The sequence below is a fragment of the Providencia sp. genome, from assembly GCF_040396775.1.
GTDB lineage: Bacteria > Pseudomonadota > Gammaproteobacteria > Enterobacterales > Enterobacteriaceae > Providencia.
In genome coordinates this window covers 1-20,024 of the sequence record NZ_JBEBNT010000006.1, presented here as the reverse complement: position 1 = coordinate 20,024, position 20,024 = coordinate 1, and the positions used below count along the sequence as shown (strand labels likewise).

Genomic DNA, 20,024 nt, shown 5'->3' with positions numbered 1-20,024 from the left:
ATGTCTAGTTATCAAATTGCCGTATTACCGGGAGATGGCATCGGTCCAGAAGTAATGGCACAAGCACACAAAGTCTTGGATGCAGTAAGCAAGCGTTTTGCCATTACAATTAACACTAAAGAATACGATGTTGGCGGTGCGGCCATCGATAATCACGGCGAGCCACTGCCGCAAGCGACAGTAAAAGGTTGTGAAGAAGCTGACGCGGTGTTGTTCGGTTCCGTTGGTGGCCCAAAATGGGAACATTTACCACCGGACAGCCAACCCGAGCGTGGTGCCTTATTACCATTACGTAAGCATTTTAAATTATTCAGTAATTTACGCCCTGCACGTTTATACCAAGCCTTAGAGGCATTTTGCCCATTACGTGCAGACATTGCTGCACAAGGCTTTGATATTCTGTGTGTTCGTGAGTTAACTGGCGGTATTTATTTCGGCCAACCGAAAGGGCGAAAAGGCGAAGGTAGCGAAGAATACGCCTTTGATACCGAAGTGTATCACCGTTACGAAATCGAGCGTATTGCACGCATTGCGTTTGAATCTGCCCGTAAACGTACCCATAAAGTGACGTCGATCGATAAAGCGAACGTCTTACAAAGCTCTGTATTATGGCGCGAAGTTGTGAATCAAATCGCCAAAGAATACCCAGATGTTGAAGTTAATCATATGTATATCGATAACGCCGCGATGCAAATGATCAAAGCGCCTTCTCAGTTTGATGTGGTTTTATGCTCTAACTTATTCGGTGACATTATTTCCGATGAGTGTGCGATGATCACCGGTTCAATGGGTATGTTGCCTTCAGCGAGCTTAAATGCGGATGGTTTTGGCTTATATGAACCCGCGGGCGGCTCTGCGCCGGATATCGCGGGTAAAAATATTGCGAACCCAATCGCACAAATTTTATCGGCGTCAATGTTATTACGTTTTAGCTTGAACCAAACCGATGCCGCGGATGCGATTGAACGCGCGGTAAATAAAGCGTTAGAAGATGGCCACAGAACATCCGATTTAGCGGGTGCGGGCAAATCAATCAGTACCAGTGAAATGGGCGATATTATTGCTCGTTATATTGCACAAGGGGTTTAATCATGGCCAAGACTTTATATCAAAAATTATATGATGCTCACGTCGTGCGTGAAGTCGAAAATGAAATCCCTTTGATTTATATCGACCGCCATTTGGTGCACGAAGTGACCTCACCACAAGCGTTTGATGGATTAAGAACTAAAAACCGCCCATTGCACCAACCCAGCAAAACCTTTGCAACGATGGACCACAACGTATCCACGCAAACCAAAGATATCAATGCTTGCGGCGATATGGCGCGTATTCAAATGCAAGAATTGATGAAAAACTGCAAAGAGTTTGGCGTCACTTTGTATGACTTGAACCACCCATACCAAGGGATTGTTCACGTCATGGGCCCAGAGCAAGGGATCACCTTACCGGGTATGACGATTGTGTGCGGGGACTCACATACCGCGACCCACGGTGCTTTCGGTGCGTTAGCGTTTGGTATCGGGACATCCGAAGTTGAGCATGTTATGGCGACGCAAACGCTGAAACAAGCTCGTGCAAAAACCATGAAAATTGAAGTGGTTGGCAAGGCACCTGCGGGGATTACGGCAAAAGATATTGTTTTGGCTATCATTGGTACCACTGGCAGTGCAGGCGGTACGGGCTATATCGTGGAATTCTGCGGTGAAGCCATTGAAAACCTGAGCATGGAAGGCCGTATGACCGTGTGTAACATGGCCATCGAGTTGGGCGCAAAAGCCGGTATTATCGCCCCAGATGAGACTACCTTTAATTACATGAAAGGCCGCCAATTTGCACCAAAAGGCCAACAATGGGATGACGCCGTTGCTTATTGGAAAACGTTAAAAACGGATGACGATGCCAAATTCGATAAAATCATCACCATTCAAGCAAGCAGTATTGCGCCACAAGTAACTTGGGGAACTAACCCGGGGCAAGTGATTGCAATCAACCAACCTATCCCTGCACCAGAGTCTTTTGCCGATCCCGTTGAGCGCGCTTCAGCTGAAAAAGCGTTAGCTTATATGGGATTAGAGTCAGGCATTAAGTTATCTGATGTTAAAATCGACAAAGTGTTTATTGGCTCATGCACGAACTCACGTATTGAAGATTTACGTGCCGCCGCGGCGATTGCCAAAGGTAAAAAAGTGGCAAATGGCGTACAAGCTATCGTGGTTCCGGGTTCAGGCCCTGTCAAAGCCCAAGCAGAGCAAGAAGGCTTGGATAAAATCTTTATCGATGCGGGCTTTGAATGGCGTTTACCGGGTTGTTCTATGTGCTTAGCGATGAACAATGACCGTTTAAACCCAGGTGAGCGCTGCGCATCCACCAGTAACCGTAACTTTGAAGGCCGCCAAGGCCGCGCAGGTCGCACCCACTTAGTCAGCCCAGCCATGGCAGCCGCTGCGGCGATTAATGGCCATTTTGCTGACGTTCGCGATATTCAGATTTAAAGGAGAGAAAAATGGAAAAGTTAATCACCCATGTGGGCATTGTTGCTCCTTTAGACGCCGCGAATGTGGACACTGACGCGATTATTCCAAAGCAATTTTTGCAGAAAGTGACTCGCACAGGCTTTGGTCAGCATTTATTCAATGACTGGCGTTTTTTAGATGAAAATGGCCAGCAACCTAACCCTGACTTCGTGCTGAACAAGCCTGTTTTCAAAGGGGCAAGTATCTTATTAGCTCGTGAAAACTTTGGCTGTGGCTCATCCCGTGAGCATGCGCCATGGGCATTGACGGATTTTGGCATTCAAGTGGTTATCGCCCCAAGTTTCGCTGATATTTTTTATGGTAACTCGTTCAATAACCAGCTGTTACCTATCAAATTAAGCGAGCAAGAAGTGGATGATATGTTTAACTACGTTAACAGCCACGAAGGTTGCCAATTCACTGTTGATTTAGAAGCTCAAACGGTCACCGCTGGCGATAAAACCTATCATTTTGAGATTGATAGCTTCCGCCGCCATTGCATGATGAATGGGTTAGATAGCATTGGCCTGACGTTGCAGCATGTCGACCAAATCAAGGGGTATGAGCAGCAGATCCCGACCTTTATGAACTAGTCTTTGCTCTACGCCTACTTCCGTGGGCGTAGTTCCGCTTTTCTCCCCTCTTTTTACTTATATTGCTGCTTTTCGCTTCAAAAATGCGGAACTCTTCATTTTTTACACTTTTCCCCTCAAAGATCACTTCCCCATTAGTTTCTTCCTGTATAATTATTTAAACGAAATGCCACAATTAACGATTAACAATTAACAATTAACAATTAACAAACTATTTTTTCTAAATAGTTTGTGTTGTGGCAAGGCGGCAAAATGAAGATATCCCTAGGAGCATACTTCAGTATGTGACTAGGGTAGCTGAGTGAAGCCAACACAGCCACGGTGCAAAATATGACGAAAAAATAAGTATGTGACGAAGGTGGCTGAGCGAAGCCAACACAGCCATAATGTGAAATATGACGAAAAAAAAGCCGGTAAAAACCGGCTTGGTGAGGATCACCACTACTCTAAATGGGGGAGTCGGCCTGCAATTGCACGCCAAACGAGCTACTTACTGCCACCTATTATCCGCGGATATTAGGAAATTAAAATTGATGCAATTTTTGCCGGAGTTCCTCTTTTATGTCTAATACACGCTTACAAACGCAGTTCGTTCGCCTCTGGCAGCATTTCCAAGGGCAAGACAGTGAAACCACTTTGCAGGATATTGCCGACACCTTATTTTGCTCTCGCCGCCATGTGCGAACATTATTAAATAATATGCAGGGCCATGGTTGGCTCAGTTGGCAAGCCGAAGCGGGTCGTGGCAAGCGCTCTACTCTTATTTTCCACGTGAATGGTTTAGAACTTCAACAAGCCCAAGCTGAGCAATTACTCAAAGAAGAGAGCATCGAAAAGCTTGTCGCGTTGGTGGGTGACAAAGAAACCATCCGACAAATGGTGCTTTCGGAGCTAGAACGCAGTTATCGACAAGGGAAAAACCTATTACGCATCATTTATTACCGTGATTTCCCCAATTTATTGCCCGGTGCGCCTATGCGCCGCTCCGAAATTCATTTGATGAGCCAAATTTTTAATGGCTTAACCCATATAAATGAGGAAAAAGGGGAAGTCGAGGATGGACTGGCTCACCACTGGCAAGCCATCAGTGACACACATTGGCGCTTTTATTTGCGCCCTGCTATCTATTTCCACCACGGGCGGGAAATGCTTGCAGAAGATATTATTCACTCTTTACTGCGTTTAAAACAGTGTTGGCCGTTATTTTCCCATATTCAGTCCGTCAGCACACCACAGCCTTATGTCATTGATATTCAATTAAATCAACCTGATAAACAACTGCCTTGGTTGTTAGGCAGCCACCATGGCGCTATTTTGCCTAAAGAGTGGGAAAGCCTAGACAACTTTAGCCGTTGCCCTATTGGTACAGGCCCTTACCAAGTTGACAAAAACCTGCCACAAAAGCTCACCATTACCGCCTTTGACCGCTACTTTGGTTATCGCGCTCTGTTGGATGAAGTGACGATTTGGGTGGTGCCTGAGCTTTCGGAACAAATGGTGTGCACCACGTTAAAAATGGATGGCGACAAGCACCATAATGATTCGTTAGAAAGCCGCATGGAAGAAGGTTGCTATTTTTTACTGATGGATCAACGCTCTGAGCTATCCCAGCGGGAAGATGTGCGTAAATGGTTATGCAGTTTTCTCACACCCGTGAATTTACTTGCCCATTGTGAACCGTTTTATCAACGCCACTGGGCTCCTGCTTATGGCCTATTACTGCACTGGCACCACAGTAAAATGCTCACGCTATTTCCTAAACCGGAAGACCTGACTGAACTCACTGTGACGTTTTACCATAATCACCATGAATTCTACGCAATCAGCCAAATTATGAAGCGCGTTTTGCATCAGCAAGGGGTTGAGTTGAAGATTAATATCATTGGTTATGATGATTGGTTTAATGGTAATTCTCAAAGTGATATTTGGTTAGCTACGGCCAACTTCTTTAAGCCCCTTGAGTTTTCCATTTTCGCCACTTTGTACGAAATGCCCCTCTTACGCCAATGTCTTGGTGATAACCTTGATACTCAATTAAACCAATGGCGAAATAACGCTTTCGACGTAGAAGCATGGTGTGAAAGCTTAATTGACTCGCAAATTTTCCATCCGATATTTCATCATTGGTTAGAGTTACAAGGCCAGCGCACTATGCGTGGTGTCCGCATGAATACCTTTGGTTGGTTTGATTTTAAATCTGCATGGTTTAAGCCATCTGAGGATAACCTACCTAATTTATGATAGTTATAAACAGCCAAAGTGAATAATAAGGATGTTATTCACTTTTTCTGTGGATATCTGTGTGAACAACCCTATAGCAATCAGGGTATATCCCCAGAACGGGTTTTTATCAAAAATAATTAAAATCTAATAAACTTTGATAAATCAAAGAAATAAAGCCAGAAAAAACACGTTATCCACTGGTCATTTTTTTCGCTAAAAAGCTTAGGACTTCAACTGAACAAATATCAAACAACGTCGTATTTATCCACAACTAATGTGTTTAAGTTACTCGATTTTTGTGATGAACGTCATAAAACCCCATTCGTCAAGGCTGTAAATACACACAGTAATCACGGTTTTGCACAGTTATCCAGAAAACCTGTGGATAACCTAGTGCATGATCCTGTGATTATCTTGGGATGAACGTGAATAACCCTAAAACCGACATTGAAGAACAGGGAATAAAAAATATTAAATAGTTAAATATCATGCAGTTAAAAATCATCATGAAAAAGTGTTATACTCTCTTCGTTATGTGAATTATTTTTGATTGTTTTTTATACACTTTAATTTTCAGAGCATTATGTCATTTACACCACCACGACCACCGGATAACGAAGCTACCTTAATGAGTCGAGCTCACGCGCTTGCCGGCTATACTTTGGGTGATCTCGCCCAAATTGCAGGCATCCCTATCCCCCCTGATCTCAAGCGTGATAAAGGCTGGGTGGGCATGTTACTCGAGTATTATTTAGGGGCGAGTGCAGGCAGTAAGGCGGAGCAAGATTTTGCCCACATTGGTATTGAACTAAAAACGATCCCCATCGACCGCCATGGCGTGCCACTGGAAACCACCTTTGTCTCCGTCGCCCCCCTCACGGGAAATAGCGGCTTAACGTGGGAAAATAGCCATGTGCGCCGTAAGTTATCGCGAATATTGTGGTTTCCAATTGAAGGTGAACGCCAAATTCCCTTAGCGGAACGTCGGGTCGCCAACCCACTAATCTGGAGCCCGTCCCCCCTTGAGGAACAATTACTGCGGCAAGATTGGGAAGAGTTAATGGATTTGATTGTGCTCGGCAAAGTGGAAACCATTACAGCACGCCACGGGCAAGTTTTGCAAATTCGCCCAAAAGCGGCAAACAATAAAGCCCTAACGGAAGCCATTGGTGAGTTCGGCCAACCGATTATGACGCTGCCCCGCGGCTTTTACCTTAAAAAAGATTTTACCGCCCCTTTACTCGCGCGGCATTTTAATCTCGCTTAATCAACAAAGTGTCGCCTGTACCAAGCAGACGATAAACATTTAACACTGTTTTATTGTAGAAGGTACACAGATGTTTGAGTGGATACTCGACCCCAATGCTTGGATGGCTCTTGCCACCCTAACTATTTTAGAAATCGTTTTAGGCATCGATAACATTATTTTCTTGAGTATCGTGGTGAGCAAACTCCCTGCCCATCAACAAAATAGTGCCAGACGCACAGGGCTCATTGCGGCGATGGTTATGCGCCTTGCCTTATTGGCCTCAATCGCGTGGTTATCGCGCCTGACAACCCCGTTGTTCACCGTTGCAGACCATGTTGTTTCCGCTCGCGATATCATCTTGTGTGCAGGGGGAATTTTCTTGATATGGAAAGCCAGCCAAGAGATTTTTGAAACCATTGAAGGGGAAGACGAAAGCAACCTTGCGCAGCGGCAAGTGCATTCGTTTTGGGGCGCCATTGTGCAAATTGCCCTGTTAGATATTATTTTTAGCCTCGATTCCGTCATCACCGCCGTTGGGCTTTCTGACCATCTATTTATTATGATGGCCGCAGTCATTATTGCGGTGCTTATCATGATGTTAGCCGCAAAAAGTATCGGGGATTTTGTTGAGCGCTATCCCTCCGTCAAAATACTTGCACTCTCTTTCTTAATTTTAGTGGGCTTTACACTGATACTCGAAAGCGTACAAGTCCATGTCGCTAAAGGGTATATCTACTTTGCCATGTTCTTTTCCATGGCCGTTCAAATGCTCAACATTCTGCGCAGCAAAAAATGGAAGATGAAACACAAAGTCGACTAATTACCTGATTCAAGTGCTTGCTTTGCCGCTAAGATGGCCCCTTCAACGGCTTTCTTAGCTTGCGGGCTGTTTTTCCAGCAACTTGACCCCGTGAGTGCGGCACCTGAAATTAAAATTTCATCATAAGAAGCTTCACTTAACTGAGCCAATGATGAAAACCCCATCTGTTCTAAACGGCTGATCACCATCGGCCCTATGCCTTTAACGGCTAATAAAACCTGTTTTTCTGACTCTGAAAATACCATTTGAGCTCCTTTTTATTAATTATTAAGCTAATATTTTGCAATTTACCTCTTTAATACTTTAAAATTGCAGCTATAACAATGCCAGTTTGAATAATAATTAACTGACCTATCTTATCACCCAGTCTGTGCCTGTTTTAGGAATTTATCATGTACAATGCGCCGTTGATTAATCCACACCAACATTTCATGACGCTACCTGATGGCCGTCAACTTTGCTGGTTTGAATCGGGGCCAAAAACAGGTTTTCCGGTTATTTTCTGTACTGGCGCAGGCATGAGTGGCAACCTCGGCTTTGGCTTAGATTTGCTGGAAAAATACAATATTCGTTTGATCGTGCCGGAACGTGCAGGGCTTGGCGACTCTACTTTTCACGCCCACAAATCATTAAAAAGCGTTGCATTCGATATTCAAGCGTTACTTGATAACTTAGCGATTAAACAGTTTTCTGTCTTGGGCTTTTCCCAAGGCGGTGTGTTCGCGATGGCGGTTGCACATTATTGCCAGCCTGTTTCTCTTTCTATTGTGTCTGGACAAGACCAATTCGAACACCCTGCTACGCGCGCCAAATTAACGGCTGACGTGGTGAATATGCAGGAACAAGCCCTGAATACACCAGAAAGCTTATCCGACTGGTTACAGAAAAATGTCACTGGCGAATGGCTATTGGCGTTTATCCTCAATTGCAGTGCCGAAATCGACCAACAGCTCTACAATGAAGAACACTTTTTAGAGGCCTACACCGATTGTATCTGCCGTGCATTTTCTCAAGGCAATCAAGGTTATGTGCAAGATTTATTACTTTCCCTGCAAAGCTGGGGATTCACCCCTGAAGACATCACCTGCCCAACCGCCTTATGGTATGGCGAGTTAGATATGAGCACCGTGCACTCCCCTGATTTTGGGGATGTTTTGGCAGATCGTTTTTTCAACTGCAGCCATCATTTATACACACAAGAAGGCGGTTCTTTGCTTTGGACGCAAGCCGACGCTATTTTAACTGACCTGCAAAACCACGCCGCATAAGATAAAAAGCCGCGGTGAATAATTCACAGCGGCTATTGCTTTCATTCTGGTATCACTACGATGTATTAACGGTAAACGATCCCGCCATCTGTCAGGATAGATTGACCAGTAATATAGTCAGAGTCATCGCTTGCTAAGAACGCCACTAAACCCGCGACATCATCAGGGGTTTGAGCACGGCCTAATGCAATACCTTCAACGTATTTTTTGTAAGTCTCACCTTTTGGCGCGCCCGTAATTTCAGCAAAGCGCTCATCAATTTCCACCCACATATCTGTCCCAACAATACCTGGGCAATATGAATTGACGGTGATACCTGAGCTTGCATACTCTTTCGCCGCTGCTTGTGTTAAAGCGCGTACCGCAAATTTTGTCGCTGAATACACACCTAACATAGCGAAACCATCATGGCCTGCAATGGAAGAGGCATTGATAATTTTCCCTTTGTGCTTACGCTCTTGGAATTTCTCACTGGCAGCTTGAATACCCCACATGGTGCCATCTACGTTGATTTTGAAGATTAAATCCATATCTTCTTGGCGAACATCAGCGATTGGCTTAACTTGCGCAATCCCTGCGTTATTGATCATCACATCAAAACCACCTAGCTCAGCTTCTGCATGAGCAACTGCGGCAAACACTTGGTCACGTTGGCTGATATCCGCAGCAAATGTTGTCACTTTACGGCCTAATGCTTCAATTTCTTTTGCCACATCTTGCAGTTTGTCTTTTTTCAAATCGACCAGTGCAATATCTGCGCCTTCTTTTGCTAAACGCAGTGCAATACCGCGACCAATTCCCTGTGCCGCTCCGGTCACTAAAATAACTTTGTTATTTAAAGCCATACTGTTCTCCTACTTATTCATAGCCAAAATGACTAGTCCACCATGACCTATAAGTTAACAATAATAACAATAAGTTACAAAGAAATGATTTTAATCTACCATTTGGAACTTATAAAAAACATTTCACTATCGAATAGCGCTATTTATTTTACTCACCAACGAAAAGTACACGAATTCGTAAATTAACAGGCATTTGTTAATAAAAATCATTCTCATATGAATAAACAAAAAATGCGAAAGTGACACGCTATGAGTAAAAAGCGAGTAAGGAAAAACACTCACGCTCCTTCCATCTAAATTGTGTTTATTTGCCCTCTTAATTAGCCATCCAGCTAACACCCTTAATAAGAGTAAATTTATTTATCAATTACACATTAAATGCATTGAAACTTAATGTTACAAATTAATTGTTTTATTAGAGCACTTTACATAAACCATTAAAATAAAATTTCAGATTATTGATAAATATCGATTTATTTAAAAAAGAATAGTTCCAATTAAAAATAACTCAAATTTCGGCAAATCAACAATTGATAAGAAAAGTTGATTTAACCTTAAAGTATCCGTATAAGTAAAAAATTCAATTTAAGCCAAATTATTACGTATTAATTTCTATAGTTTAACAATTAACCATTCAAAATAAACACAAGCAGTAAAAGGAGGGACTTTAATGTTAGGCCATTTTCAACCCATTACGTTTAACAGCCGATTGCTACATAAACGCAGGCAAATGCAAGCCATAGAAAGCGCCCTCCATTTGATGGCACACACCAACCCATAATTAATTTTAGGTACCAGCCAATTGGCTGTTTGATTTTTGCTATTTGATAAAGCCCTGAAAACAAATGCTAATGCACCTAAGCGAGTGGTGATGGGCGGTAGCGTGCTTAACGACAACTGAATAAATGGAGCCAAAACATGCGAGCACCCGAAATCGCCGAAGCCCTGTTACCCGGGCAAAACCGCTACCAGCTTGACGTGCAAGGCTACCAAGGCTTGTTGGATGTGGAGCACTTCACGGGGGATGAAGCCGTTAGCGACACCTACCGCTACGAAATCACCTTTACCAGCACCGATAAAGACCTGCAACCCGAGCAACTGCTGCGCCGCTATACTACGTTGACCTTTAACGCCCCCGCTACCACCATGTTAGGCGTGCCAACGCGCACCGTCACCAAGCGGGTGCACGGCACCGTAACGGATTTCCAGCGCTTATCGGGCTCTGCGGACGAAGCGCGCTACCAACTGGTTATCGAGCCATTTTTCGCCCTGCTGCGCCACCAATTTCGCACCCACCGCTTTTTTATCAACCAATCAATCCCCCAAGTGGTAGAGCAAGTCCTGCGTGATCACAACTTTAAAGGCTGGCAATTTGAATTTACCCTGAAACAAAAATACCCCAAGCGCCTGCAAATCAACCAAATTAACGAAAATGACAAGCAGTTTATTGAGCGTTTGCTTAGCGAGGTGGGGATTTTTTATCACTTTACGTTGCAACCCGACACCCAAACCGAGGTGATTAACTTTACCGACAGCCAGCGCGGCTATATTTACGGCAAATCCCTGCCATTAAACAGCCCATCGGGGCTCAGTGATAACCACGCCGACAGCGTTTGGGGCTTAGCATTGCGCCACCAAGTGGTTGAAAACAGTGTTTTTACCAAAGATTACAACCCGCTGATTGCCGATGACCCACTGGTTTCCAGAGTGGTGGATAGAAGCCACGGGGAAAATGAGACGCCGAGATACGGTGACGTCTACCACTACAAAGCGCGCCACCTCACTCGCGGGGACAAATATCAGCCCGAGCCTGAAACCGCGAACTTTTGGGCACACTTAGACCTCGAGCGCTTTCTGGCATGCCAAACCTTATTGAACGGGAAAACCACCGCCCCCGATGTGGTACCGTTGATGGTGTTAGAAATCACTGATAATTCGCCGATTTCCACCCTGCCGACGGTATTTCAATCCCCCGTGTTATTAACCCGTTTGCACTTTGCTGCCAGCCGCGCCAATGCGCTCATCGTGACATTTGATGGCGTGCCGTACACGGAAGCCATCTGCTGGCGCCCTGAGCTAAAACCCCGCCCAGTGATTTCAGGCACCTTAACCGCTCGTGTCACCAGCCCGATTGAGAGCGACATCTACGCCCGCCAAAACGAAAACGGCCATTATTGGGTTAAGTTTGACGCCGACCGTGACGACAAACCCGCGGGGTTTGAGAGCATGCCCGTGCGCCTTGCCAAGCCTTACGCGGGCAGAACTTATGGGATGCATTTTCCGTTAATTCAAGGCACCGAAGTGGCGATTGCCTTCCACGAGGGTGACCCCGACAGGCCGTATATCGCCCACGCCCTGCACGATTCCGTCCACCCCGACCATATTACGGAGCTCAATCGCACCCGCAACGTTATTCGCACCCCTGCCAATAACAAACTGCGCATGGAAGACCGCCGCGACGAAGAGCACATTAAAGTCAGCACCGAATACGGCGGTAAAACCCAGCTCAATTTGGGGCATTTGGTGGATAGTGAGCGGAAAAAACGTGGCGATGGCTTTGAGCTGCGCACCGACAGCTGGGGCGCCATTCGAGCGGGTAAAGGGCTGTTTATCTCCACTGATAAGCAAGAGAAAGCCGGCGGGGATGTGCTGGCGATGGAAGAGGCTATTGCCCAACTGGAGCAAGCGCTGGCAATTGCACGAAGTTTGTCGAAGTCCTCCGAAACCAGCGGCGCAGAGGCCTGAGATTTGGCGTCACAAGATAACCTTAAGCAGCAAGTCAAAGGCCTGACTGACCCCGCCATACTGGTTCATGCCCCTGCGGGTATTGGGGTCTTTTCACCCAAGGCATTACATTTTGGCTCAGGGGAAGAGAGTATTGCGTTAACGGCAAATCAATCGGTCAATATTTCTGCAAGGAAAGTTATTTCATTAAATGCGAGTAATAGTGCAAGTATATACGCACAGAGTGCAGGTATTAAATTAATTGCACAGCAAGGGGATATCAAAGTCCAAGCTCAAAATGACAAAATGCAATTACTCTCAAGAAATGACCTTGATATACGCTCCCTTGATGGCTCCTTAATCATTAGTGCAGAAAAAGAAATTATACTTAATTGTGGTGGGGCTTATATAAAGATTGCAAATGGGGGCATAGAAGTTGGAACGCCCAAAAATGTATTATTAAAAACAAATAATGTGCAAAAAATGGGCGCAGCAGACTTTAATTCACCAAAGCCTGAAATAAAGAGAGGTTTCCGAGAGCAGTTTATTCTTGAAGATGAAGTGACTCACGAAGTTCTCAAGCATACCAAGTATATTTTAACGACAGAAGATGGCGAGTCTTATAATTCAACGTCGGGTGATGATGGTAAAACACTGGAAGTATTCACATCAACCCCACAAGACATTCAAATAAAAACATTAAGAACGCGTAAAAAACAATAGTGGATATATTCTAATTTAAGGAAATGTGATGAATACATCATCAAATCAACAAAAATCTAAAACAAATTGTCAAGTTGATAGCCTTACAGAAGCAAAATCATCATCCTGCCCTCACGTGTATTTTTATCCTGAATCAGGGGAATTTTTAATCGTTCCTGATGATTCTTTAGAAAGAGAACATAATGAGTTATATAGTTATCTTAATTCCGTAAGAGAAAAACAATATAATATTGAATATTTAAATCATCGATATTCACACTTAGAAAGAAGCTTAAATGAAAAAAATATGTGACAGAGTTACATAAATTAAAGGAAGAGTATTCCGAAGCCTGTAAAAAATTAAATGATAATGTTATCGGTGAATTAAGCGCCCTGAACGATGAGCCTGAAGGTCTAAGCACTATCCCATCTGCAAGTAGAATTGTTGAATTAATAGGAATAACAGAAGAAACCACAGGTTATAAAAGAACCTATGTGCGCTCAAATATAATAGAAAATCATTGGCGAACTTATAACTTAAATAATGCTGATAGACAAAATGATAACAATAACTTTATCCATACAGTTGATTATAGAGATAAAAATGGAAATTTTGTCTACGATGATTCGAATAACCGCATGCAAACACAAGAGTTCAATTTAGCGCAATTAAACCAATCACTATCAGAGATTGAACCAAAATTGAAATATGAATTTTTTAATATTTCTGAAAGTGGCGACTTTAAAGATCTCCAAACGCCTTATTCTATGAACCCCTTAACAAAACTATGGGCTAATCCTATTTTAAATTGGGCTGCGGAATTTAACAAAACGTATAATAGTGCTCCTCCCTATAAAGGAAAACAACTTACGATTGATTCTAAATCCCAATTATTTAGATGGAGCTTCGGTGCTGAATCAGGCGTTGACTTCTCAGTAGGTGAGTTAGGGGGCGACTTTTTACCTAATTTAGGTTTAGCCTTGCAGCTACAAGCCAATGCATCACTCGTCGAAACCCGTTCTCAAGCCACCCTTCATCGTCCAGATAGGTATGGCATAAAAATCTGCTACCCAGTTACTGATAGTACGGAGCTCGCCATCCTTGGGACATTACGCTTTGATTTTTCACTAACCATTGGCGGGAATGTCGGTGCAAGCATGGGTTTACAAAGCGGGGTTAATTTGACCCAAGATACCCTTGTTGGAATTCCTGCTGAATTAGGGTTTACCCCAAGAACTACAGTCCCTGAAGCTCGCGGTTTTAACGTTACCGAAAGAGCAGAAGAAAGTGGTTCTAAAACCGTGTTTGATGTATTTATTGGCGCGAAGGCAGGCATTGGGCTTTCAGGTGAAATGCTTTGGAAAAACCCCAATGCGACAGATAGCGAACTTGAACAAAATAAGGAAAAAGACGGATTTAGTACTTTAGCAAAAGTCGCCTCAGATATTGAGTTTATGGCTGGTGCAGGTAGGACAAGAACATTTGCCATAACCTATACCAACGGGCGCATCCGCTTACTTGTTCATGCAGGGATTTGTTGGGGGGTTGGCGGTGCAGGGAAAGTTGCTTTTGATATTGACGCTAAAAATATTATGAGTGACTTTATGCCTTGCCTAGGACAAATGCTAAAGAATATCGATTACCGAAAAATTCCAGATATTATTGAGCCTCAGCATTTTTTAGCTATTTGTTGTTTACCCGTTTTTTCTGTTATGAATGATATTAAGTTAGCTTATAGTGATATTAGAAAAATTTTAGTTGTAGTTAAAAATTCAATCGATAATGTCAATAACCGTATTGATTTAATGGAGGCAATAATCCGCACTAAAGGAGAATGTTTTAAGTATTGCCCTCCGGAAACCAAAGGTTGCATTATTGATGCCTTACTAACTTACAATACATGGGACAGTCTTTTGGACTCCACAAGCAATAGATTTGCTAATTTCTGTGAAAAAGATGGCACACACAATACCAGAAAGAGCGCGATATTGCATGTTCTGCGCTGGGCGCAATCCCGCCGTGATTTTGATAATATACTCCAACACCTTAATGATACCCCTACATCCGTAAAATCAGACATTGCAGTGAATAACAAAAGGATTAGCGAATTCTTATCTATTGATGAAGACTGGAAAAAACAATTTGGCTCAGAGGTAAAATACCGAAAGCCCTCACGGTATAATGAATTATTTTTACAAATGCGCAGTTTATTACCTGACGTAAATACAACTCATGTAATTGCCAACCAACCATTTCAAGAATATATCACGGCAACACAGGTCACCAGTTGTACCCAATATACTCGCACGGATATCTAAACTAAAAAAGGGAACTCGATGAACCTGAATACCGCTATTATTTTGGTCTGCCCAGCAATTTTATTAACCGCATGCCAACCCAGTTTATCACCTGAACAACAAGCCTTATCCGATAACTTAGTGTCACAGTCTATCAATAATATGGTATTTATCGAAGGGGGCTCTTTTATGATGGGGGATTTTGGCGGTCATGATGGGCGCTCTACTCGCCCCTATACTGTGGAACAAGATAATAAAGCCTTTCATAAAGTCACCTTAGATAGCTTTAGTTTGGCTAAATACCCGGTGACATGGAAAGAGTTTAATCTGTGGATTACGTTAACAAATAGATCTCCCTCCAAACATTATCAGCGACTTGAAAACGCAAATTCCATTCCATTTGCTAGAGCCATTGTTCAAGAGCAATTTATGGCACGAACTGATTGGCAAAGCGCTAAGGATTTCTGCCAATGGTTAGGCCAACAAACCAATCTATCCATTGATTTACCCACCGAAGCCCAATGGGAATACGCCGCTCGTAACCGAGGTCAGTTTGTTGGTTTTGCCTCTGCGGATGGTACTTTTACTCTCTATGAGCAATATGAAACTGAGCCTGATGTATTCGGATATACTGCGGTTGGTACAACGCCCCCTAACCCATTAGGCCTATATGATATGGCACGTAATGGCTTAAATTGGATTAATGATTGGTATGCAGAGGATTATTATTCCGTTTCCCCTGAATTAAATCCCCAAGGCCCTAGCAGTGGCGAGGAAAAAGTGGCGAGGGGTTCTACAGGCACGGCATACCATAAAAACATTACTGTTGATCGACATAGTCGGCCACCTATTGATGAAAATAGTACTGGCCTTGGCTTCCGCTGCGCCGTGCAATCCCCAACCCCTGTCCAACCTGTGGCAAAATAGCCATGCGATTATTAAATAAAATACACTGCACTATTTTACTCGCGGGGCTCGGGCTATTAACCGGCTGCGATCAACAACTTACCGCCGAGCAAGAAACACAGAAACAGCAACTGGTTAGTGATTCGCGAAACAATATGGTGTTTATCGAGGGGGGTACCTTTTTAATGGGGGATTTTGGCAGCGGCCATGACGGTAAATCTGCCCTGCCGTATTCGTTAGGTAAAGATAATAAATTTGTTCACGATGTCACCTTAGACAGCTTTAGTTTATCCAAATACCGTGTGACGTGGGGGCAATTTAATTTATGGCGGGAGTTAACTAAAAAACCGCTCACTGATACATACCAAGAACTAAAAAATGAGAAACTAATACCTAAGTGGATAGAGTCAACTCAAGATAATTATCCAGCTTCCGTGGATTGGCAAGACGCCAAAGATTATTGCCTTTGGTTAGGCCAACAAACAGGGCTGTCATTCGATTTGCCCACTGAAGCCCAGTGGGAATATGCGGCCCGTAATCGGGGCCAATTTATTTTATTTGCCTCAAAAGATGGCACCTATAATGATGGCAGTGAAGGGGGAGAGTCGTTATTTGCTACCGATTTTTCCCCAGTAGGGGTTTACCCACCCAATCCATTAGATCTTTACGATATGATGGGGGGGGGGGTTTGACTGGTTGAATGATTGGTATGCCGCTGATTATTATGAGCACTCCCCAGCAAAAAACCCACAAGGGCCAGAGCAAGGTGAGGAAAAAGGCATTCGAGGGGCTGATGGCTCTTTTTATTTAAAAAACCTAACTATGAATCGTCGATTTGCCTCATTAAAAAACAAAAATATTCCTGGACTTGGCTTTCGCTGTACCGTGCAATCCCCAACCCCTGTCCAACCTGTGGCGAAATAACCATGCGATTATTGAATAAAATACACTGCACTATTTTACTCGCGGGTCTTGGGCTATTAATGGGTTGTGATCAACAACTCACACCTGAGCAAGAAAGCCAAAAACAGCAACTGGTTAATGATTCGCGAAACAATATGGTATTTATCGAAGGGGGCTCTTTTATGATGGGGGACTTCGGCGGTCATGATGGGCGATCTACTCGCTCCTACACCTTTGAAAAAGACAATAAAGCCTTTCATAAAGTCACCTTAGATAGCTTTAGTTTGGCCAAATACCCGGTGACATGGAAAGAGTTTAATCTGTGGATTGCTTTAACAGGCCAAGCCCCCTCCAAGCATTATCTACGGCTAAAAAAAAACGCAGATTCCATTACATTCGTAAAAGCCATTGTCCAAGAGCAATTTATGGCGCGAACCGATTGGCAAAGCGCCAAGGATTACTGCCAATGGTTAGGCCAACAAACCCATTTGCCCATTGACTTACCCACCGAAGCCCAATGGGAATACGCCGCTCGTAACCGAGGTCAATTTGTTGGTTTTGCCTCTGCGGATGGCACTTTTACTCTCTATGAGCAATATGAAACAGAACCTGAATTATATGGTTTTACTGCTGTTGGGACAACGCCCCCGAACCCATTAGGCCTATATGATATGGCACGTAATGATTTAAATTGGATTAATGACTGGTATGCAGAGGATTATTATTCCGTTTCCCCTGAATTAAATCCCCAAGGCCCTAGCAGTGGCGAGGAAAAAGTGGCGAGAGGTTCTGTTGGTACTATGGATCATGAAAATACAACAATAGACCGATACCACCGCTTTCCTAATGCCGATGGTAGCGTTGGCGTTGGCTTTCGCTGCACCGTGCAATCCCCTACCCCAGTCCAACCTGTGGCGAAATAACCATGCGATTATTAAATAAAATACACAGTGCTATTTTACTCGCGGGGCTTGGGCTATTAACCGGCGGTGATCAACAACTCACCGCCTAAAACTGCATTATTTAAATACATTATCGATATTATTTTATAACCCCCAATACACTTTATAAAACAAACAGCAATATAAACACCATAGCTAATTTATTAGCCTGTGTTTTTATATATTCAATATCAACTTTATTTTTGGAATTAAAATTATTATGACTCAATCCATTGTTATATTAGGTGATAAAACCACTCATGGCGGAACGGTTATTAGTGCCACCTCGGAGTTTATTATTAATGGTATAAAAGCCGCTAAAGTGGGCGATTTAGTTAATTGCCCGAAAAAAGGCCATGGTGTGAATAAAATTATTGATGGTGACCCCAGTATAACCTGCAATGGCATCCCCCTTGCCGTAACGGGTAGTCATACAGAATGTGGCTGTACTTTAATTGCCAGCACATCCGACTTTATTACGGGGTAATTTATGGCTTGGTCTAAAAATACGCTTTTACTCGTTGATAAACCACCGATACCTTCATTGATTAAGTGGCTAGCCATCTTAATTTTATCAATTATTGCCCCCATTTATTTTCTCTATATTACCGACAACCTGAATAATAAAGACGTAGACGTGATTAAACTTATTCCAGCCACGCTTCCTTTTATTATTGTTACGCTCTCCATGACCATTACTTTTTTTATCTATATTCGTGATTATCGTTTCTACCATTACCTTAAAGAAGAAAAGGAATATAACGATTGGCAATGGGCTGAATGGGGGCGGCGTTCAGTGAGTATTCTCGACAGTGCATTATTGTTACCAGAGAAAATCACCTTAAACTACATCCTGCAGCACAGTAAACACCATGATTCTTGTTTTAACTTGACTCAAGATATCGATTACCTCCCTAAGGATAACCCACCCTTTTATTATTTACTGCGAAGTGTCAAGGAAACCATCCGTTTATTGCCCGACAGACTGCCTATTAACTTAATTTATCTGATAGTGCCCCCAAAGACAGTGATATTTTACCCATTTGGCATATTCTCTTTGAATCTAAAAAAATAAAACATTACCAACCTGAAAAAACACGCTCATTCGATAAAATTGAAAGCCTCATTAAGCAAAATAAAGAGTGTGTCGATATTTTGATTGTTGAGCAAAAAGAAGAAAAAAATATTCAATCCGAATTGATGGCGATTTTTGTTATCACCCCTGATGATATTGCAAAAAAATATCAATTAAAGAAAAAGAGTGACTTAGAAAGGCCGATGCCATTAGACGCAAATGCAGATATTAAGGCCAGCGTTCGATTATTTAATGAAATTCAAACCGATGCACAACAAGCCGTGCAATTAATCTCCTCTGGCAATATTCGCTCAGAGATTACGTCTGCAATTTACCAAAGTGAGTCGAACTTTCCGTTTATTCACCCAGAACAAACCATTGACCTTGAATTCTATTCAGGGCCCACAGGTAAATATGCCCCTTGGTTTGTTGCAGCACTTTCGTCTTTGTATGCCACCCAACAGAATAAGCCCGTTCTGATGGTATCCACCGAAGGTAATCGAACATTTTTCAGCACAATCACCCCGGTATTACATAATGAAATTTAATCGCATGAAGTCACCACTGAGCTCTGCCGTATTTATTTTACTGTGCATGTTACTTGGTATTCTTATTTGGGAATATGGGGATAAAATTAACCTACAGACTAAAGAGCACAAACTATTCGCGATTGTTGCAGCAATTGCTCTGGCGCACTGTGCCCGTCAATTTATCGATTACATTACATCGTCCAAAGAACGTCGTCATAATCGAAACCCCAATAATACCCGTAATGACCCTGAGCAAGAGAAGCGCGTTACTGAGTTAACGCATACAGGGCAAGCCAATACCATAAAAGACTACCTCCACTTCCACTACGGCCTTTTTTGGCGAAGAAAAGTCTCCATTCAACTGCTTATCGGCTCGCCCTCCGCCGTTGATAAACTGGCGCCGCGGTTGTCCCACGAAATTTGGCAGGAAA

General features: G+C 43.2%; 19 protein-coding genes and 2 pseudogenes. 19 read left to right on the top strand and 2 right to left on the bottom strand.

The annotated features are described in order from the left end of the window. From leuB to ABWP91_RS08800, 7 genes are all read left to right on the top strand, one after another. Positions 1-1,089, top strand: coding sequence for a 3-isopropylmalate dehydrogenase (leuB, locus tag ABWP91_RS08830; protein WP_273804552.1), 1,089 nt, complete (start codon positions 1-3; stop codon positions 1,087-1,089). A gap of 2 nt (positions 1,090-1,091) precedes the next feature. After that, positions 1,092-2,495, top strand: coding sequence for a 3-isopropylmalate dehydratase large subunit (gene leuC, locus ABWP91_RS08825; protein WP_353242954.1), 1,404 nt, complete (start codon positions 1,092-1,094; stop codon positions 2,493-2,495). A gap of 11 nt (positions 2,496-2,506) precedes the next feature. Further along, the gene (gene leuD / locus ABWP91_RS08820; RefSeq protein ID WP_353242953.1) at positions 2,507-3,109 is read left to right on the top strand and encodes a 3-isopropylmalate dehydratase small subunit; all 603 of its coding nucleotides are present in this window, start codon (positions 2,507-2,509) and stop codon (positions 3,107-3,109) included. Positions 3,110-3,467: 358 nt separating this feature from the next. Then, entirely contained in the window at positions 3,468-3,629 is a 162-nt protein-coding gene (locus ABWP91_RS08815) for a hypothetical protein (protein WP_353242952.1), read from the top strand. A gap of 41 nt (positions 3,630-3,670) precedes the next feature. Further along, positions 3,671-5,350 carry an HTH-type transcriptional regulator SgrR gene (sgrR, locus tag ABWP91_RS08810; RefSeq protein WP_353242951.1) on the top strand — a complete coding sequence of 560 codons (1,680 nt, stop codon included), beginning with the start codon at positions 3,671-3,673 and terminating at the stop codon, positions 5,348-5,350. A gap of 565 nt (positions 5,351-5,915) precedes the next feature. Then, entirely contained in the window at positions 5,916-6,599 is a 684-nt protein-coding gene (gene mutH, locus ABWP91_RS08805; RefSeq protein ID WP_353242950.1) for a DNA mismatch repair endonuclease MutH, read from the top strand. Between the two features lie 70 nt (positions 6,600-6,669). After that, the gene (locus ABWP91_RS08800; RefSeq protein WP_353242949.1) at positions 6,670-7,401 is read left to right on the top strand and encodes a TerC family protein; all 732 of its coding nucleotides are present in this window, start codon (positions 6,670-6,672) and stop codon (positions 7,399-7,401) included. On the opposite strand, the gene ABWP91_RS08795 is transcribed toward ABWP91_RS08800, so the two are convergent. Further along, positions 7,398-7,646, bottom strand: coding sequence for a helix-hairpin-helix domain-containing protein (locus ABWP91_RS08795; protein ID WP_353242948.1), 249 nt, complete (start codon positions 7,644-7,646; stop codon positions 7,398-7,400). The two genes, ABWP91_RS08800 and ABWP91_RS08795, sit on opposite strands and share 4 nt — an antisense overlap. Positions 7,647-7,793: 147 nt before the next feature. On the opposite strand from ABWP91_RS08795, the gene ABWP91_RS08790 reads away from it, so the two are divergent. Next, positions 7,794-8,669 (top strand): alpha/beta fold hydrolase, encoded by an 876-nt coding sequence (locus ABWP91_RS08790; RefSeq protein ID WP_353242947.1) that lies wholly within the window; start codon positions 7,794-7,796, stop codon positions 8,667-8,669. Between the two features lie 65 nt (positions 8,670-8,734). On the opposite strand, the gene ABWP91_RS08785 is transcribed toward ABWP91_RS08790, so the two are convergent. Further along, positions 8,735-9,514 carry an acetoin reductase gene (locus tag ABWP91_RS08785; RefSeq protein WP_219246482.1) on the bottom strand — a complete coding sequence of 260 codons (780 nt, stop codon included), beginning with the start codon at positions 9,512-9,514 and terminating at the stop codon, positions 8,735-8,737. A gap of 918 nt (positions 9,515-10,432) precedes the next feature. Here ABWP91_RS08785 and ABWP91_RS08780 point away from each other — a divergent pair. The 11 genes and pseudogenes from ABWP91_RS08780 to ABWP91_RS08730 all read left to right on the top strand — a co-directional run. Further along, positions 10,433-12,961: pseudogene (locus ABWP91_RS08780) on the top strand (type VI secretion system Vgr family protein). A gap of 28 nt (positions 12,962-12,989) precedes the next feature. Continuing rightward, positions 12,990-13,253 carry a hypothetical protein gene (locus tag ABWP91_RS08775; RefSeq protein ID WP_353242946.1) on the top strand — a complete coding sequence of 88 codons (264 nt, stop codon included), beginning with the start codon at positions 12,990-12,992 and terminating at the stop codon, positions 13,251-13,253. Next, a complete protein-coding gene (locus ABWP91_RS08770; RefSeq protein ID WP_353242945.1) occupies positions 13,250-15,259 on the top strand; it encodes a hypothetical protein in 2,010 nt (669 codons plus the stop codon). The genes ABWP91_RS08775 and ABWP91_RS08770 overlap by 4 nt, the downstream gene beginning before the upstream one ends. Before the next feature lie 18 nt (positions 15,260-15,277). After that, on the top strand, positions 15,278-16,165 hold the full coding sequence (locus ABWP91_RS08765) for a formylglycine-generating enzyme family protein (RefSeq protein ID WP_353242944.1): 888 nt from the start codon (positions 15,278-15,280) through the stop codon (positions 16,163-16,165). 2 nt (positions 16,166-16,167) lie between these two features. Next, complete coding sequence (locus ABWP91_RS08760; protein WP_353242943.1) at positions 16,168-16,836, top strand: formylglycine-generating enzyme family protein; 669 nt, start codon at positions 16,168-16,170, stop codon at positions 16,834-16,836. 4 nt (positions 16,837-16,840) lie between these two features. After that, complete coding sequence (locus ABWP91_RS08755) at positions 16,841-17,068, top strand: hypothetical protein (RefSeq protein WP_353242942.1); 228 nt, start codon at positions 16,841-16,843, stop codon at positions 17,066-17,068. 2 nt (positions 17,069-17,070) lie between these two features. Beyond that, positions 17,071-17,970, top strand: a complete 900-nt coding sequence (locus ABWP91_RS08750) for a formylglycine-generating enzyme family protein (protein ID WP_353242941.1) — start codon at positions 17,071-17,073, stop codon at positions 17,968-17,970. Positions 17,971-18,208: 238 nt separating this feature from the next. Continuing rightward, on the top strand, positions 18,209-18,475 hold the full coding sequence (locus ABWP91_RS08745; RefSeq protein ID WP_273804561.1) for a PAAR domain-containing protein: 267 nt from the start codon (positions 18,209-18,211) through the stop codon (positions 18,473-18,475). Positions 18,476-18,478: 3 nt separating this feature from the next. Then, on the top strand, positions 18,479-19,063 hold the full coding sequence (locus ABWP91_RS08740; protein ID WP_353242940.1) for a hypothetical protein: 585 nt from the start codon (positions 18,479-18,481) through the stop codon (positions 19,061-19,063). After that, positions 19,021-19,611, top strand: coding sequence for a KPHS_23130 family T6SS system protein (locus tag ABWP91_RS08735; protein WP_502935804.1), 591 nt, complete (start codon positions 19,021-19,023; stop codon positions 19,609-19,611). Before ABWP91_RS08740 ends, ABWP91_RS08735 begins: the two co-directional genes overlap by 43 nt. After that, positions 19,601-20,024 (top strand): annotated as a pseudogene (locus tag ABWP91_RS08730) (hypothetical protein); the annotation flags it as partial. The gene ABWP91_RS08735 and the pseudogene ABWP91_RS08730, both read left to right, overlap by 11 nt.